The organism is Rhodococcus sp. 1168 (assembly GCF_002091955.1).
Lineage (GTDB): Bacteria > Actinomycetota > Actinomycetes > Mycobacteriales > Mycobacteriaceae > Rhodococcoides.
In genome coordinates this window covers 127,385-143,010 of sequence record NZ_MKKY01000059.1, presented here as the reverse complement: position 1 = coordinate 143,010, position 15,626 = coordinate 127,385, and the positions used below count along the sequence as shown (strand labels likewise).

The 15,626-nt window shown below is 61.5% G+C and carries 14 protein-coding genes and 2 pseudogenes; 10 read left to right on the top strand and 6 right to left on the bottom strand.

Annotated elements, in window-relative coordinates; translation table 11 throughout:
• Positions 1-72: 72 nt before the first annotated feature.
• Positions 73-147 (top strand): annotated as a pseudogene (locus BJI47_RS24630) (TetR family transcriptional regulator); the annotation flags it as partial.
• Positions 148-225: 78 nt separating this feature from the next.
• The gene (locus tag BJI47_RS11805) at positions 226-603 is read left to right on the top strand and encodes a TetR/AcrR family transcriptional regulator C-terminal ligand-binding domain-containing protein (RefSeq protein WP_254900548.1); all 378 of its coding nucleotides are present in this window, start codon (positions 226-228) and stop codon (positions 601-603) included.
• 65 nt (positions 604-668) lie between these two features.
• On the opposite strand, the gene BJI47_RS11800 is transcribed toward BJI47_RS11805, so the two are convergent.
• Positions 669-1,106 (bottom strand): MarR family winged helix-turn-helix transcriptional regulator, encoded by a 438-nt coding sequence (locus BJI47_RS11800; RefSeq protein ID WP_217808536.1) that lies wholly within the window; start codon positions 1,104-1,106, stop codon positions 669-671.
• A gap of 67 nt (positions 1,107-1,173) precedes the next feature.
• Between BJI47_RS11800 and BJI47_RS11795 the strand changes: the two genes are divergently transcribed.
• The 3 genes and pseudogenes from BJI47_RS11795 to helR all read left to right on the top strand — a co-directional run bounded on the left by BJI47_RS11795 (position 1,174) and on the right by helR (position 4,690).
• Positions 1,174-1,548, top strand: coding sequence for a cupin domain-containing protein (locus tag BJI47_RS11795; protein WP_088943889.1), 375 nt, complete (start codon positions 1,174-1,176; stop codon positions 1,546-1,548).
• 53 nt (positions 1,549-1,601) lie between these two features.
• On the top strand, positions 1,602-2,189 hold the full coding sequence (locus BJI47_RS11790) for an FKBP-type peptidyl-prolyl cis-trans isomerase (RefSeq protein WP_254900547.1): 588 nt from the start codon (positions 1,602-1,604) through the stop codon (positions 2,187-2,189).
• Positions 2,190-2,450: 261 nt separating this feature from the next.
• A pseudogene (helR, locus tag BJI47_RS11785) lies at positions 2,451-4,690 on the top strand (RNA polymerase recycling motor ATPase HelR).
• Here the strand turns inward: helR and BJI47_RS11780 are convergent.
• Positions 4,687-4,932 carry a hypothetical protein gene (locus BJI47_RS11780; protein ID WP_254900546.1) on the bottom strand — a complete coding sequence of 82 codons (246 nt, stop codon included), beginning with the start codon at positions 4,930-4,932 and terminating at the stop codon, positions 4,687-4,689. The pseudogene helR and the gene BJI47_RS11780 overlap by 4 nt on opposite strands.
• A 102-nt stretch (positions 4,933-5,034) precedes the next feature.
• On the opposite strand from BJI47_RS11780, the gene BJI47_RS11775 reads away from it, so the two are divergent.
• On the top strand, positions 5,035-5,832 hold the full coding sequence (locus BJI47_RS11775) for a HugZ family protein (protein WP_088943887.1): 798 nt from the start codon (positions 5,035-5,037) through the stop codon (positions 5,830-5,832).
• A 198-nt stretch (positions 5,833-6,030) separates the two neighbouring features.
• Positions 6,031-7,416: an NAD(P)/FAD-dependent oxidoreductase gene (locus BJI47_RS11770; protein ID WP_088943886.1), complete on the top strand. Its 1,386-nt coding sequence runs from the start codon at positions 6,031-6,033 to the stop codon at positions 7,414-7,416.
• Between the two features lie 28 nt (positions 7,417-7,444).
• On the opposite strand, the gene BJI47_RS11765 is transcribed toward BJI47_RS11770, so the two are convergent.
• The 3 genes from BJI47_RS11765 to BJI47_RS11755 form a co-directional block, all read right to left on the bottom strand.
• On the bottom strand, positions 7,445-7,828 hold the full coding sequence (locus BJI47_RS11765) for a helix-turn-helix transcriptional regulator (protein ID WP_088943885.1): 384 nt from the start codon (positions 7,826-7,828) through the stop codon (positions 7,445-7,447).
• A gap of 87 nt (positions 7,829-7,915) precedes the next feature.
• The gene (locus BJI47_RS11760) at positions 7,916-8,386 is read right to left on the bottom strand and encodes a PaaI family thioesterase (RefSeq protein ID WP_088943884.1); all 471 of its coding nucleotides are present in this window, start codon (positions 8,384-8,386) and stop codon (positions 7,916-7,918) included.
• Between the two features lie 220 nt (positions 8,387-8,606).
• Positions 8,607-9,329, bottom strand: a complete 723-nt coding sequence (locus BJI47_RS11755; protein WP_254900551.1) for a hypothetical protein — start codon at positions 9,327-9,329, stop codon at positions 8,607-8,609.
• A gap of 286 nt (positions 9,330-9,615) precedes the next feature.
• Here BJI47_RS11755 and BJI47_RS11750 point away from each other — a divergent pair, with 286 nt between their 5' ends.
• From BJI47_RS11750 to BJI47_RS11740, 3 genes are read left to right on the top strand one after another with little or no spacing between them, the layout of a single operon-like run.
• Positions 9,616-11,040 carry an iron chelate uptake ABC transporter family permease subunit gene (locus tag BJI47_RS11750; RefSeq protein ID WP_254900545.1) on the top strand — a complete coding sequence of 475 codons (1,425 nt, stop codon included), beginning with the start codon at positions 9,616-9,618 and terminating at the stop codon, positions 11,038-11,040.
• Positions 11,037-12,140, top strand: a complete 1,104-nt coding sequence (locus BJI47_RS11745; RefSeq protein ID WP_088943881.1) for an iron chelate uptake ABC transporter family permease subunit — start codon at positions 11,037-11,039, stop codon at positions 12,138-12,140. The genes BJI47_RS11750 and BJI47_RS11745 overlap by 4 nt, the downstream gene beginning before the upstream one ends.
• Complete coding sequence (locus tag BJI47_RS11740) at positions 12,137-13,003, top strand: ABC transporter ATP-binding protein (RefSeq protein ID WP_088943880.1); 867 nt, start codon at positions 12,137-12,139, stop codon at positions 13,001-13,003. The genes BJI47_RS11745 and BJI47_RS11740 overlap by 4 nt, the downstream gene beginning before the upstream one ends.
• Here BJI47_RS11740 and BJI47_RS11735 read toward each other — a convergent pair.
• Positions 13,000-15,432, bottom strand: a complete 2,433-nt coding sequence (locus BJI47_RS11735; protein WP_254900550.1) for a rhomboid family intramembrane serine protease — start codon at positions 15,430-15,432, stop codon at positions 13,000-13,002. The two genes, BJI47_RS11740 and BJI47_RS11735, sit on opposite strands and share 4 nt — an antisense overlap.
• Between the last annotated feature and the right edge of the window lie 194 nt (positions 15,433-15,626).

Below are 15,626 nucleotides of genomic sequence, written 5' to 3'. Positions count from 1 at the left end.
GACTGACATCAATCACACCGTGGCTCTAGAACGCGGTGGTCCGACTATCGGGGACCTGCCACCGGCACCACCATCGACGCAATTGCCGCCCTTGCGGGTGTCGGACGCCCCACTATTTATCGCCGTTGGCCGTCGAAGGCCCACATCGTCAACGAGGCCGTCTACCCGGTTCTGGACACAGATCTGGATGCCGACATCGACACCGCCTTGGGCGTCACGGACACAATGGCCGACCAGGTCCGTGCGCTTGTGCAGGGTGCAGTCGCACTTTTCGCCTCCCCTGCCCCCCGGGCAGCAGCCCCCGGGCTGATGAGCGAGGTGCGTACCGACGGAGCCTTACGTGAAGTGCTGCTCGTACGCCAACTCGCTGGCGTGCGAGCAGCACTGGAGCGCCGACTGGCAGCGGCCCGCGAAACGGGCGAAATTTGTGCAGGTGTCGACGTGGACAATCTCCTCGACATTCTCGCGGGTGCCGCGACCTTCGCAATGTCGGTCCGCGATGTCGACGATCCGGGGCCGGTCGCCGACGCATTGGCCGACATCGTCCTGCACGGCATCCTTCCCACCGAGCAGTCGGAGGGCGATACGCGCACTACGGGATAGGTCAGCTTCCGGTCGTGATCCTGTCGCAAATAGGAATCTTGCCGTGGATCAACCGGCGTTTCTGCTTACCACAGCGGCCGAAGCCGTCCCGGTACAGCCAGGGCTGCGAGCGCCTCCCCCATCTGTGTCAATTGTTCGGGACCGACAGTGGATTCCCATTCTCGGTAGACGGCAAGTGCGCACTCTTCTGCCGCTCTGGTGGCCCGTACTCCTTTGGGTGTCAACATGATCAGCGTCGACCGCTTGTCCCGAGGGTTCTCGACGCGCTCGAGATAGCTCGACTCGACGAGCTGGTCGGTCATTTGACTTGCTGCTTGCTTCGTCACTCCGAGATGTGCGGCTATATCACTCGTGGTGCATCCGTCCCCGGAGACTCGAGCGAAGAGGAATCCATGAGCAGGACGAAGGTCATCGAATCCGCGGGCCGACATGCCGGACTGTATGCCGTCCACGAGGACATGGGCACACGACAACAGGGAGAATGGAAGCTGCGCGGAATTCACCCTTGACAGTGTAGACAAGCTGCTTGACCATTATAGTCAAGCAGCTTGTCCAACTAGGGAGCTAGTCATGCCAACGATCGCCTCGAGCGCTACACGCCGGTTCGAACTTCACGGTTCCGTATTCACCTCCTACGTTTCACCCACGACGTCCGCAAGCACCGAGCTATGCGGCTGGATGCTCGAAGTCGCGCCGAATACCCCCGGTGCCGAACACGCTGTGTCGAACGAAGAAATGCTCCTCGTCCTGAGTGGACGATTGACGGTCCATATAGATGGTGTTTCAACAACTCTCGGCCCGGGTGACGTCGCCCAGGTGCCGGCTGGAAGCAATTTTCGGGTGCATACAGAAATCGACCCAGCGCGCGTGTGGGTAGCCACCACGGTAGGCCTGTCTGCCGAACTACCGGACGGCTCGACTCTGACACCGCCCTGGGCCAGATGAACGATGTGGGTTCGAGTTCCTCGGCGCGTTCAAGGTTCTGTAGCGTGATCGACGTGAATTATTCTCGCGCAACCAAATCCGGCGTACTCACGGCCTGCGCCGCGGCGCTCGCTGTGGCGCTCGCAGCATGCGGCTCCGATTCGACTACCTCATCGGTCCGCGAATCTGCACCGGCGTCCACCACCTGCCCGTCCCAAGCACCCGAGGCCGGTGCCACACCTGAATGGACGCTTCCCGGATCCACCGGCAGCGTGGCAGTCGCCGCATCAACCGATACGACGGCTCCGCTCGTAGAGGTCACCCCACCGTTCGCTGTAACCGAAACCCAGGTGCACACCCTGCAGACCGGAAGTGGACCGGTTGTAGCCGACGACGCGACGGTCTCGGTCTGCTACATGGGGGTCAACGGCCGCGATGGCTCGGTCTTCGACAGCAGCTACGAACGCGGCGCACAGGTCGAGTTCCCGCTTGCACGAGTCGTATCAGGCTTTCAGAAGGCGATCGCCGGGCAGACCGTCGGGTCGAAGGTAGCCGTCGCGATGACATCCTCCGACGGGTACCCCAGTGGTCAGCCGTCCGCTGGCATCGAGCAAGGCGACACCTTGGTTTTCGCGATCGAAATCATCGACGTCTCGGGCTGACAGACTGACTCTTTCTATGAACGGGGGCCGGTAGCAAGGCCATTCTCGACCTTCACCGAGCCGCTTGGACGGTGCAGCAGCGTCCCTTCCCTTTTCAAGATATAGCGCACCCGGGGGCTTGTGGCAAGACCCCGGGTGCGGCGCAGAATTACCGGCTGAAGCCGAAAACTGCGGAAAGGGAGGCAAACTCGTGCATCTACCTGTGCCCGATTTACCACCGACTTCGAACCCATTGCGAAGCGAGCAACGGGAGGCGGTGGCGTGATCCCCACGACCTACAGTGCCTTTCATCTGTCGGATCGACTCATCGCCAAAGCCCACCCCGCGTTGATCGAGGGCGACGAACAACACTTCGCTGCGATCGCGGCAAGCCTCGCGAAATCTATCGCTGACCTGACCGACCGAGTCGATTCCGTCCGTAGGGACACCGGCCGAGTCGATTCCGTCCGTAAGGACACCGGCCGGATGGGCCAGGAACTGATGGAACGGGATCTCGAAATCCGCCGACTCACTGCTCGCCTTCGGTCCCTACGCCGATTCGGCTTGGACCTATATCTCGGCCACGTCGTCGATGCCGAAACCCACGAGTCGTCGTACATCGGCAGGCTAGGACTCCTGGACACGGAGGGAAATCAACTCCTCGTCGACTGGCGATCCCCTTCAGCCGAGCCGTACTTGGCGCAACACAGGCCAACCCGATGGGGCTGGCGCGCCGGCGTCGGTATCGCTGGACTCGCGGCCGCGTGAGCGACTACTGGGACGAGGTTTTCAAGGCTGACGAACTCGGAGGCGAGAATGGGTCGCACCGACTCGCTGCCCTCGACGATCACTCGGCATTCATATCGAGTCTCGACAGTGACAGGTCGCACCGGATGCGCGACGTGCTGGGAACGATCCAAGCCGATCAGGATGCGATCATTTGCGCAGGATCACGCGGTGCGCTCGTCGTCGACGGGGGCCCTGGCACGGGGAAGACGGTCGTCGCGCTTTACCGGGCTGCCTACTTTTTGTACGGCGATGCCCGGGTCGGCCGTCATCGAGGTGGTGTGCTGTTCATCGGGCCGCACGAGCCCTACCTGGCCTACGTCGCCGACGTGCTGCCGAGCCTCGGTGAAGAGGGCGTCCACATTTGCACCCTGCGGGATCTCGTGTCGGAAGGTGGGTCCGCCGCAATCGAGAAAGACGCTTCGGTCGGCCGCCTCAAAGCGTCGAGACATCTCGTGACGGCCATCGAGTCGGCCGTCAGATTCTACGAGCAGCCGCCGACCACGGGAATGACCGTCGAGACCGACTGGGACGACATTTGGCTCGGTCCCCAGGACTGGGTCGAAGCGTTCGGTGCACCCGAATCTGGAACTCCGCACAACGAGGCCCGAGAACAAGTGTGGGAGTTGCTTCTGACAATCCTGACCGACAAATACGACGGCGAGGTTTCTGCCACGACTATCCGAACGTCGTGGCGAGAGAACGAAGAGTTGCGCGCTGCTCTGGAGAAGGCATGAATCTTGGTCGAAGCCGCCGACCTCGTCGCAGACCTATGGTCGGTACCCGCATATCTTCGTAGATGTGCACCCTCGCTCAACGAGGACGACATCGCAACGCTGCAGCGCCCGAAGCCCAAAAGTTGGACAGTCTCCGACCTCCCCCTCCTCGATGCCGCGCGTAGACGCCTCGGCGATCCGAATCTGTCACTCCGACGCCGAACTGCAGCCGCAGCGGCCGCAGCGGCCGCAGCGGCCGCAGCGGCCGAACGTAAGCGGATGGACCGGGTGGTGGACGAGCTACTTCAATCGGACGACGACGATGGAATGATCGCGCAACTTCGCCAAGAGGGTATCCGAGATGCCCTCGCCGACGACATGGTCCCTGCAAACGACGAATCCCTCCACCGCGGTAACCCCGCGCTGGCGGGCCCGTTCGCGCACATAGTCGTCGACGAAGCTCAAGAACTGACCGCCGCGGAGTGGCAAATGCTGTTCTCACGCTGCCCATCCCGGAGCTTCACCATCGTCGGAGATCGCGCCCGAGCTCGCCGAGGGTTCACGGAGTCGTGGCAGGAGCGCCTGCGACGAGTCGGGTTCGAACACGTCGGGGTGGCGTCGCTGACCATCAATTACCGAACGCCCGAGGAAATCATGACGGAAGCCGAACCGATCATTCGAACCGTTCTGCCGGACGCCAACGTGCCGACCTCCATTCGTCGGAGCGGCATCCCCGTCGTGCACGGACACACGTCAGAGTTTGCTTCGATTCTCGAGACCTGGTTGGCCGAGCATACCGAAGGGATCGTTTGCATCATCAGCGCCGATGCCACGGGAAGTACTGTACTCCGGGCTAATTCACGGGTTCGAGTGCTGACTCCAGAAATGTCCAAGGGCCTCGAATTCGATCTCGTAGTTCTGATCGACCCCGACACTTTCGGGACTGGCACTGCGGGAGTGGTGGACCGCTATGTCGCGATGACGCGTGCGACTCAAAATTTGGTCGTACTCGAGAGCTAGCCGTCGTGTTCGCTTTTACGTCGTCGAGCCCGCAATCGACCGAACTTGATGGCGAAGGCCCCCAGAATCACCAACCACCCGGCTGCCAAGATACATAGCCCCACCGTGGTCGCAGACATGGTTTTGTGGTCATCGGCATATACGTATCCGACACCCGCCCATATGGCAGCCACCACAACGAACAACCCCATTGCAGCCACCATGGCCCGGACCGTTTGGTTCGTGCGCATTACCTTGATCACCGGGTGAGTATGCCCGCGATCTGCGCGGCGAAACGGATTTTCGGAGTCGCCTGGGCCACACGAACGTTCACGACAGCCGAGCATGCTCCGTAGACTGCGATCATGGCACTCGATCATGGCGATTCCGGCGACGCTCCTTCTGTCCCTCCCCCATTGGGCGCCTTCGAGCCTGCCCGACGGATGTCGGCAGCGGAAGAGGCTCGAACCGTCGCAGCATCGACCAACACGGGCACCCTCGCCAGTTTGACTGTCGAGGGCGACCCGTGGGCGTCCTACGTCACCTATGGCCTATTGGGTGGCTCACCGGTTCTGTGTGTTTCGAACATAGCCGAGCACGGACGGAACCTCGATCACGACCCCAGAGCGAGTTTGTCGGTGGTCTCCCCGGCATCGGTCACCGATCCGCTCGCGACGTCGAGAATCACTCTGGCCGGTGTCGTGCAACGACCATCTGGCGACGAGATGGCCGCTGCACGGCACGCACACCTGTCGGCTGTTTCCGCCGCCAAGTACTACATCGACTACAGCGACTTTTCGGTGTGGATTCTGCGCGTGGATCGAGTCCGATGGGTGGGCGGATACGGCCGGATGGATTCTGCGCTCGGCGAGGACTACGCATCCGCGACGGAAGATCCGGTGGCGACGCAGGCCGCCGGTGCGCTCACACACCTGAACCAGGATCACAGCGAGTCGTTGCTCGCAATGGCGCGCGCTATCGGTGGCTACCCGGATGCGACCGAAAGTACGGTCATGTCGGCCGACCGATACGGGCTGGACCTCGCCGTTCTCACTCCACGTGGGAAGGCGACCACCCGCGTCGCATATGCCGCTCCGATTACCGCCCTCGCCGACCTTCGCGCAGCAACAGTGGAGCTGGCGCATCGCGCTCGTACCCCATGATCCGACGACACACTTCTGAAGCGATACAGAAGCCTGCAGGTCGCTTTTCGCAGTCGACCTCTGATCTCTCGCCCAGGTCAATGGCACTAACCGTCATGGCAGCGCCCGATTCAGCCTCCGACATGGGAACCTTGCCGAGACACCCCAAACCCGGACCGTTACCGTTGTGGTACATCTCAAATCTCTAGGAGCAGGTTAATGAGCATCCAACCGGTCGAGTCGAAGCGTCATCACGTCGTTGTCATCGGTTCTGGATTCGGTGGCTTGTTCGGCGTCAAGGCACTCAAGAAGGCCGACGTCGACGTCACTTTGGTCGCAAAGACCACCCACCATCTATTTCAGCCTCTGCTTTACCAGGTAGCCACCGGCATCCTGTCCGTGGGCGAAATCGCTCCCACGACCAGGGTCATCCTGCGCAAGCAGAAGAATGCCGAAGTACTCCTCGGCGACGTTCTGGCGATCGATCTGACCGCCAAGACCGTCACCTCCAAGCTTCTCGAACGCGTCACCGTCACCCACTTCGACAGCCTCATCGTCGCGGCAGGTGCGCAGCAGTCGTACTTCGGCAACGACCACTTCGCTGAGTTCGCACCCGGCATGAAGACGATCGACGACGCTCTCGAGCTTCGCGGTCGTATTCTCGGCGCATTCGAGCAGGCCGAATTGTCGGACGATCAGGAGGAGAAGGACCGTCTGATGACCTTCGTGGTTGTCGGCGCCGGACCTACGGGAGTGGAACTGGCCGGCCAGATAGCAGAACTGGCAGATCGCACCCTCGACGGCGCATTCCGAAACATCGACCCACGTGACGCACGTGTCATTCTGCTCGACGCCGCCCCAGCCGTGCTGCCACCCATGGGCGAAAAGCTCGGCCACAAAGCTGCAGCACGTCTCGAGAAGCTGGGCGTCGAGATTCAGCTGAACGCCATGGTCACCGATGTGGACAACGACGGCCTGACCGTCAAGGAAAAGGACGGTACGACCCGTCGTATCGACGCACAGTGCAAGGTCTGGTCTGCCGGCGTGCAGGGCAGCCCGCTCGGGAAGCAACTCACTGATCAGTCCGGGTCCGAGACCGATCGTGCGGGGAGGGTCATCGTCGAACCCGACCTGACAGTCAAAGGTCACCCCAATGTGTTCGTAGTCGGCGACCTGATGTCCGTCAAAGATGTTCCCGGTATGGCACAGGGCGCGATCCAGGGGGCCACCTACGCAGCCAAGCAGATCAAGGCGTCACTGACCGGAGCCGATCCGGCAGAGCGCAAGCCGTTCAAGTACTTCGACAAGGGCTCCATGGCCACGGTTTCGCGCTTCAATGCCGTCGCCAAGGTCGGAAAGTTCGAGTTCGGCGGCTTCATCGCTTGGGTCATGTGGCTCGCATTGCACCTGTACTACCTGGTCGGCTACCGCAGCCGCCTCACCACGGTCATATCGTGGTTTGTCACCTTCCTCGGGAAGGGGCGTGCACAGATGGCATCTACCGAGCAGCAGGTGTTCGCACGATTGGCCATCGAACAATTGAACTCGATGGAATCGAAGCGCTCGAAGAGGGTCGAAAAGCAGGAGCAGAAAGCCGCAGGCTGACCGCTTCACCCAAGGTCATCACTCGGCGTCATTCGTGCACATGTCGTGCATGGGTGGCGCCGAGTTGGTGCAGCATGCTGTGCACGACGTCGTCGTCCAGTCGGTAGGTCATCTTTTTGCCGTCGCGCTGAACGGCAACCCACCCCTCGTTGCGAAGAAGGCGTAGGGCGTGTGAGACGGCGGTCGGCGTCATCTCCAGCGCCAATGCCAGATCGGTGACGCAAATGCCGGGCGCGCGGTGCATGCACAGCAGAATGCGTAGCCGAGTCGGATCGCCCAGCAGGTCGAAGCGTTGGACCCACACCCCGATGTCGTCGACTGCGGCGATTGCCGCACGTGCCTGGGCGACGTGTTCGGGATCGAACGCTCCGACCCTCGGAGACGACATCCCGCTGCCGACCGTTTCACTCATGACTGCAAAGGTAGTGCGTCGAGTTCGAAGAGAATTATCGACGCGGCCACGCGGCGCTCACGCCGTGCCGACGATCTCCTCGCCGGCTCATGTCGCGGCGTTACCCAGAATTGCTGTGTCGACGATATTGGCGAGTCGAACTTTGCCTTGCGCAACAAGCTTTCCTGCTTCGTCGGATATGTCCACCTGCCAGATCTGCTGAGTGCGACCCCGATGGACCGGTGTGGCGATGCCGGTGAGACGACCCGAACGCGTTGCACGCAGAAAGTCCGTGTTGTTGTTGACGCCGACGACGTGTCCGCGGTCACCGAGCCACACGGTCCCACCGATGCTGGCAAGCGACTCGACCACGGCGCAGAGAACCCCACCGTGCATGATTCCTGCTGGTTGGTGAAGCTTGGGCGTCACATCCCAGGACGCACGGACGCGATCGCCGGAGACTTCGAGATACTCGAGCCCTAGGGTGCCGTCGAAACCCGGCGCGACCATCTCGGTGATGTCGGCTGGATCGACATTCGTGGCAGAGGGAGTTGTTGCCTTCGGTTCGGTCTGGCTCATCAGGCCCTCCTAGTGTGTAGTGGCCGCGCGTGGCGTGCGGCGTGTGTTCTCACCAGGATTACACGAGCCCCGCCCGAGAAAAATCGGCGGGCCCTACATCCGAATGGATGTAGGGCCCGCCGCGGCAAGGACCGGGAGTCACTGCAGCCCTCAGGACTCCGACGCGGTCCGTTAGTTACTGTTCAGCCAAGCCTATCCTTACCGCCTCGGCAACAGTCTGTCATAACGCTCGCAAGCGAAGTCGTCCCATCGAAGCGGGACGCGAACGGACCGGAACACCGGCAGCAACGAACGCGTCGAGCAGATCTTGTCCGCGACGAGCACTCCGTACGCCGAAAGATCTCGACAACGTGGGCACGTGTGTCGATGCACCGAGCACAGCATCACCCACCAACGAGCAGAAGACCCGTGGATCGAGAGGCGCACACTCAGCGATCGCCCGAGCAACGACATCGAGGGAAGTGATGCATCGATGGGCCGTCCAGATCAGCAACGCTTCCTCACAGGGGAGGGTGACCGTCCCCGAAGCCCCATCGAGATTGTCGCCGGGCAGGACTCTCAGTACAGGTGAAGTGAGCCCCGCCCAGTCGATACCACCGTCGCTGTCCATGTGAATCCACAGATTGTCGATACCCGGATCCCATGCCCGCCCCTGAAGAACCAACAAAGCGACGACGCGACCCACGATGGCATGAATCACCGCGGATGCCACCTGAATCGCTGCCACCTCGGGAGTCTTCACGTCCTCGAGGGAGCGAGTGATCATCCGCTCCACTCGACCCTGTTCGATCCCCACTGCCAACTGCCACCAGCGACGCTTGGCCTCGTTCGCCATCGATGCAACCGCATACATGCGTGGGTAGTCCAAGTTCAACGCACGAAGGCCCACGCACGCCTCGCCCAGTGGACCGCCGTCGTCGCTGCACGTAAGCGAACGATGCACATCGGCCCAGGCATCGGACGTCGTTGTTGCAACTGACACCAGAACACTCCCTTGTTCGAGAAGACGCAACCCTGACGCCTTGGACTGTAGGTTAGCCTAACCTCTTTACCGGGTCATCATCGCGACTGCGGAATTCCACTCGTGTGGATTGGCTAACCTTCCCCGCCGTACGCATCAACAAAGGGTTCCGTAACCTAAGCAGCAGCACTCAACAAAGTGAGGAGCCACAACTACTGTGACGACGGCCCCATCACTCGGATCGAAAAGTCCCAGTCCACCTTCGGACGTGGACTTTTCGAAAGAGCAGATTCCACGCGGCCCTGCCCCGTGGTATCTCCGCGTCGTGGCAGCGTTCGTCGACCTTGCGATCGTGCTGTTACCTCTGGGGATCGGGTGGTCGATCGTCGATTCTCTTCGCGACGACAATGGTGGTGGTGAGGCGGACAGGTTCGTCTTCGGAGCCATCTCGGTGGTCGTTGCAGTCGGGTTGCTGGTCTGGAATCAGGGTTTTCGTACTGGGCACGACGGTCAGAGCACTGGCAGGCGATGGACTGGACTCGTAGTCCGTGACTACACAACCGGAGGACCGATCGGTGTCCGTCGAGGACTCTGTAGACAGTTCGCTCTCGGCCGCTCGAGCACCGAGGTGGTACGTGAAAAGACCGCATACGCCGAACAGTTCGAACCCGTCCCGCGCGAGAACTCGGTGCAGGCCATCCGTAAACGTAGGCAGTTCGGACTTCTCGTTCTGACCGTCGCGCTGGCAGCCGCGATTCTCGCCAGCATCGCCATCGGAGCGAGGCCGCTGACATTCGCCGAGATCGGCAACGCACTGGTGCATTCGACCGGCACCGATACCGACATCATCGTTCGCACCCTGCGCGTCCCGCGCACCCTTCTTGCGCTTGTCGTCGGAATCGCACTCGGGATCGCCGGAGCCTTGATCCAAGGCCATACGAGAAACCCCTTGGCCGACGCCGGACTGCTGGGTCTGAATGCCGGAGCAGCCTTTTTCGTTGTGCTCGCCATCTACCTTTTCGGGTTCAACTCCCCCAGCCAGTACCTTTGGTTCGCCTTTGCCGGTTCGGCGGTGGCGAGCGTAGTGGTCTTCGGGTTGTCCTCTGTCGGGAACGGGAAGGCGAGTCCGCTCAACCTTGCGCTCGCGGGTGCCGCTGTCGCATTTTTTCTGTCGGCCATGACCAATGCAGTGGTGCTGATAGACCAGACCACCTTGGACGGTTACCGGTTCTGGTCGGTGGGTTCGGTTGCCGGCCGGGGCCTCGACGTCCTCTGGCAGGTTCTTCCGTTCCTCGTACTCGGTGTCCTCATCGCTCTCGCCAACACTCCTGGCCTCAACGTCATGAGTCTCGGCGAGGACGTCGCACGCTCGTTGGGAGTCAACATCGCACTCAGCAGAACTGTCGGGATCATCGCCATTACGCTGCTGACGGGTGCAGCGACGGCAGCGTGTGGACCGATCGCGTTCATCGGACTGGTGGTTCCGCACGTCGCCCGCGTCGTCACCGGACAGGACTATCGATGGCTCGTCCCCTATGCAGGTTTGATGGGCGGCGTGATGCTGCTGATGGCCGATGTCATCGGACGCGTCGTCGTGCGACCCGGTGAACTACAAGTGGGCATCGTCCTCGCGCTGTTCGGGGCCCCATTCTTCATTGCGCTGGTCCGTCGGCGAAAGCTGGCGAGCCTATGACCACAGTGGAATCGAAGACCACGTCGGCAGAGGCAACAAAGCTGACAGTTCCATCCAGGCCCGGTTTTCGGATCGGTCGCCTTTCGTTGGTGCGGCGTCCCTTCAAGGTGCTCGTCAATCTCGTTCTGCTGGCGGCCCTGTTGATGTTGGTGTGCATCAACATCGGACGTGGTGACTTCCCCCTGTCGATAGGGCACGTCATCGACGTTCTGCTCGGCGGCGGCACACGAATCGAGCGATTCATCGTGATGGACTTACGATTGCCGCGCTCTCCTACCGGAGTGCTCGTCGGTATGGCACTCGGTATGTCCGGTGCTGTGACGCAATCCATTTCGCGAAACTCACTCGCAAGTCCAGATATTCTCGGTATCACCGCCGGGGCCAGTGCTGCAGCCGTGGCACTCATCGTCCTCGGTGGCGGTAGCGCCTTCGCCGGTGTTCTCGCGACCCTCGGGTTGCCGCTGGCTGCGCTCATCGGTGGAATCGCTACCGCGGCGATCATCTACGCACTCGCATGGAAGCGCGGCGTCCAGGGTTTTCGGTTGATACTCGTCGGTATCGCTGTCAATGCCATGCTGACAGCGTCGATCGGATGGCTTCTCATCAGTGCCGACATCAACGATGTGTCGCGAGCTCAGCTATGGCTCAACGGCTCACTGAACGGTGCAGACTGGGGTTCGGTGTGGCCGGTCATGAGCGCGGTGCTCATAGTCGGCGGCCTGACCGTCGTATCGTCTTTCACCCTCGGCGCCCTCCGCCTCGGCGACGACAATGCTCGATCACTCGGCGTGCGACTGCAATTGCGTCAGGCAGCGTTGCTTCTCGCTGCGGTAGCGCTCGCGGCCATCGCGACGGCTGCTGCCGGCCCCGTCGGGTTCGTGGCGTTGGCAGCCCCTCAGATCGCACTGCGGCTAGTGAGAACACCCGGTCCACCGATCATTGCGTCGGCGATCCTGGGTGGGCTACTCGTCGTCGGCAGCGATCTCATCGCTCGGACGATCCTGCCGGTAGAGCTCCCCGTCGGCATCGTGACCTCCGCACTGGGCGGACCGTTTCTTCTGTACCTTCTCGTCCGCAGCAATCGAAAGGCCTCCGCATGACCGTCACCGATCTGCCACGTCTCGTCGCGGAGGATCTCACTCTCGGATACGGAGACCGCATCGTCGTAGAGAATCTCGGCCTCGAGGTTCGGACCGGTGTCATCACCACGGTGATCGGGCCAAACGGGTGCGGCAAATCGACTTTGTTGCGCGCTCTCGGCCGGTTGCTCAAACCCAAGTCGGGCAGGGTTGTTCTCGACGGAAAAGCGATCTCGTCGATGCGCACGAAGGACGTCGCACGGGTCCTCGGGATGTTGCCGCAGGCACCCGTTGCGCCGGAAGGCTTGACAGTCGCCGACCTCGTCTCGCGGGGTCGGCACCCCCATCAGTCCTGGATTCGACAGTGGAGCTCGGACGACGAGTCCGAGGTCGCGAACGCCCTCGAGCTGACCGGAGTCGGTGATCTGGCCGATCGCCCGGTCGACGAACTGTCCGGCGGTCAGCGCCAGCGGGCTTGGATTTCCATGGCGCTCGCACAGGGCACGGACATTCTGCTCCTCGACGAACCGACCACCTATCTCGACCTGGCGCACTCACTGGAGGTCCTCGACTTGATCGACCGACTCCACGAAGACCTGGGCCGCACCGTGATCATGGTGCTGCACGACCTCAATTTGGCTGTTCGGTACAGCGACCAGATCATCGTCATGTCACAAGGCGAAATCGTCGAGGCAGGTCGCCCCCAGGACGTGATCTCGGAGAAGCTTCTATTCGACGTGTTCGGCCTCGAAGCGAAAGTGATCGAGGATCCGGTGTCAGATCGCCCGCTCATCGTTCCTGTCGGTACTCGACACGTCTACGGTGCAGTAGGTGGCCCACGCAGGCACGCGGTCGCATCGACCTCGTTCTCCTCGGCGAGCTAGCGCTCGATCATCGTTCGAACCAATCGATAGCCTTGCCCCAGCGAGACTTCGGGTAGGTACGCCCGCCCGACTGCATTTCCGATGCTCGGCAATGCCGCTGGATCGGCGAACGTCATATGCATGGGTTCGTACCTGGGCTGAAATTTCGATTTGAAGGCGAGCAAGGACCTGAATCCGTACACAGGTTCCAGGGTCCGGCCCAGGACGTTGAGCAGACGATCGAGCAGAGTCGAGAACGTCGACGCATCCGGCGAAGTTTCCGTGCCTCGGCCGTCGTCGATCTTGGCCAAGGGTGCACCGGACAAGCTCAAGAACCTCACGCCCTCCTGCTCCAGGAGCAGAGCGGCCGACGCAATGAGGAATTCCATCGCCGGTCGAAAACCTTCGGCACGGCGACGCATGAAATCGAGAGTCCAGCCGACGATCTCGCCGTTCTCGTATACCGGCATCCACGAGGTGATTCCGTGAACGGTCCGATGCTCATCCACAGCGATCAGGCAGCGGACATGTGGATCGTCGACTTCTTCAAGTCCTCCCAGTGTGAAGCCCATTTCGGGCATTCCTTTATCGGCGACCCATTCCTCCGAGATCGCCGTGATCTGGTCGGTGATGGCAAGCGGAGCTTCGGGGAACCTGATCCACTCCGCGACCACACCCGCCTTCTTCGCTCGGTTCAAGGCGGTCCGAACGTCTTGGAATCGCTTACCGGTGAATGCCAGATTCTCGAGGTCGAGGATTGTCTCCTCACCCACCTGAATGCCACCCCACCCGATACTGTCGGTGACCTCCCGTACCTGAGGTGTCACGGAGTAGAAGCACGGAATCCAGCCGTTCTTCGAAGCAAACTCCGCGAAGTCGACGACGTTGTCTCGCAATCTTTCTCGTGGCCCTACTGGATCGCCGGTGGTCAGTGCTACGCCGGAAATGACCCGATACGCAACATAGCTCCGCGCATCGGGGGAGAACCAGTACTCGTTGCCACGCCAGGTCGTCATCCACGACAGCGCGCTGCCACTGCTGGTTGTCAGCAATTCTTTGGCCCGTTCGGTGGCGTCGGTATCGACGCCATATGCAGGGGTGAGAAAGGTATTGAGGACAAGTACGCACAGAGCCGCCCAGAACACGACCCCGGTCCATTCGAAGAGCAACGTGGTCGGAATGCTCTCGGGCAAGAACCGTGGCTCGAGCCACTGGAGATACACCGGTGGGACCAACCTCTGCGGGAAATCCGCGAGCAAACCGAGGATCGAAGGCTCGTTGTCGAATCCCCCGCGCGCCATGAGGCCGCCCAGAACGTACAGAACTGCCAGACCCACTGCTGATCCGACGACGGCGAAGCCCCATTTGCGGTACGTCCCCTTCGGCGCTGAGACGTCGAAGAACTTGCGCGTCAACAGTAGAAGAACGAGAACCGCAAGTGGTAGCAGGAACGGAACGATCGTGCGGTACGCCGTCGGAGACTCCAGACCGTAGAAGACCGACTCGTCGTCACCCGATTCCACGAATCTGATCGCAAAGTTGGCCACCGACAGAACCAGAAGTACGACCTGGGCGAAAACTGTTGCAGTCCATGCGAATTTACGACCTCGCCGCAGTCCGTCTGCCAGAAACAACAAGAAGATCGACGGCATGAGAGAAAGTATCGTCGGACCCACTCCACCCAGCCGCAACTCCAGAAGGCCGGTACGGCACTCCGGATCGGCGGGTGAATCGGCACAGATTTCCCGTACCTCGGCGGCGGTGTAAGGAACCCCGCGCACGACGTCGCGGAGCACCGCGAACGGGCCGACGGCGTCGGGACTCAATGCAGCGATGACCGGACCGAGTGCACTTGCAGCCACGATGAGCGCAACGAGCACACGCCCTTCGCGCTGCGTACCGGCGAGCCGCGGACCCCGCGCAGACCTGCCCACGATCACGGGACCGAGCAGCAGTCCGACAACCGCAGACGCGAGGCGAACGACATCCTGCAAATGTCCACTGAACAGCGCCAGCGTTACCAACAACGCAAACAATCCCACGCGAATACGACGTCGCCACAAGGTGTCCATGCGAGCACTCGCCACCATGACGACACCCACGATCCACGTCGTAGGCCCGATAGCGGTTCCGACATGCAGCCGAAAACCCCAATCCGCATCGAACATCTTGGCCAATGCTGCAACTCCGAGGCCTAGCAATGCACCCAGTATCTGCGTGAGAAATGCCGCGATCGCAAACTTGACCGAACCTATCCTCCGTTCGATCGGAGCTGCGGCCACCAGGATCGCAACAATCGCTACGACGTACCCAAGAACACCCGGCGCGACAAGCCCGGAGGTCAACGCTGTCCATACCCGGAACTCCTCGAACGGCACGATCCCGACGGCGAAGTCACGATGAATCGTGTTGTGCCCGATGCTCGCCCCGAGAATGCCGAATATCAACACGGCGGTCAGCAAACCGAAGCTGACGGGCGCTCCCTTGGCACCGAACACGATCAGCGCCCGCAGTCGCACGAGTTGTCGTACCGCTTTGTGCCACGCTGTCGCTGCTCGGAGTCGTCGCCGATCGAACCAAGACGGGGTCGCAGGAGTCGTGTCCGGCGCTGATGCATCTGCTGAAGGGACCTGTTGGCTGCCCT

Excerpts from the sequence above, each read along its gene's own strand:
- BJI47_RS11805 (WP_254900548.1), top strand. The coding sequence starts at position 226 with ATGGCCGACCAGGTCCGTGCGCTTGTGCAGGGTGCAGTCGCACTTTTC.
- BJI47_RS11795 (WP_088943889.1), top strand. The coding sequence starts at position 1,174 with ATGCCAACGATCGCCTCGAGCGCTACACGCCGGTTCGAACTTCACGGT.
- BJI47_RS11775 (WP_088943887.1), top strand. The coding sequence starts at position 5,035 with ATGGCACTCGATCATGGCGATTCCGGCGACGCTCCTTCTGTCCCTCCC.
- BJI47_RS11770 (WP_088943886.1), top strand. The coding sequence starts at position 6,031 with ATGAGCATCCAACCGGTCGAGTCGAAGCGTCATCACGTCGTTGTCATC.
- BJI47_RS11765 (WP_088943885.1), bottom strand. The coding sequence starts at position 7,828 with ATGAGTGAAACGGTCGGCAGCGGGATGTCGTCTCCGAGGGTCGGAGCG.
- BJI47_RS11760 (WP_088943884.1), bottom strand. The coding sequence starts at position 8,386 with ATGAGCCAGACCGAACCGAAGGCAACAACTCCCTCTGCCACGAATGTC.
- BJI47_RS11745 (WP_088943881.1), top strand. The coding sequence starts at position 11,037 with ATGACCACAGTGGAATCGAAGACCACGTCGGCAGAGGCAACAAAGCTG.
- BJI47_RS11740 (WP_088943880.1), top strand. The coding sequence starts at position 12,137 with ATGACCGTCACCGATCTGCCACGTCTCGTCGCGGAGGATCTCACTCTC.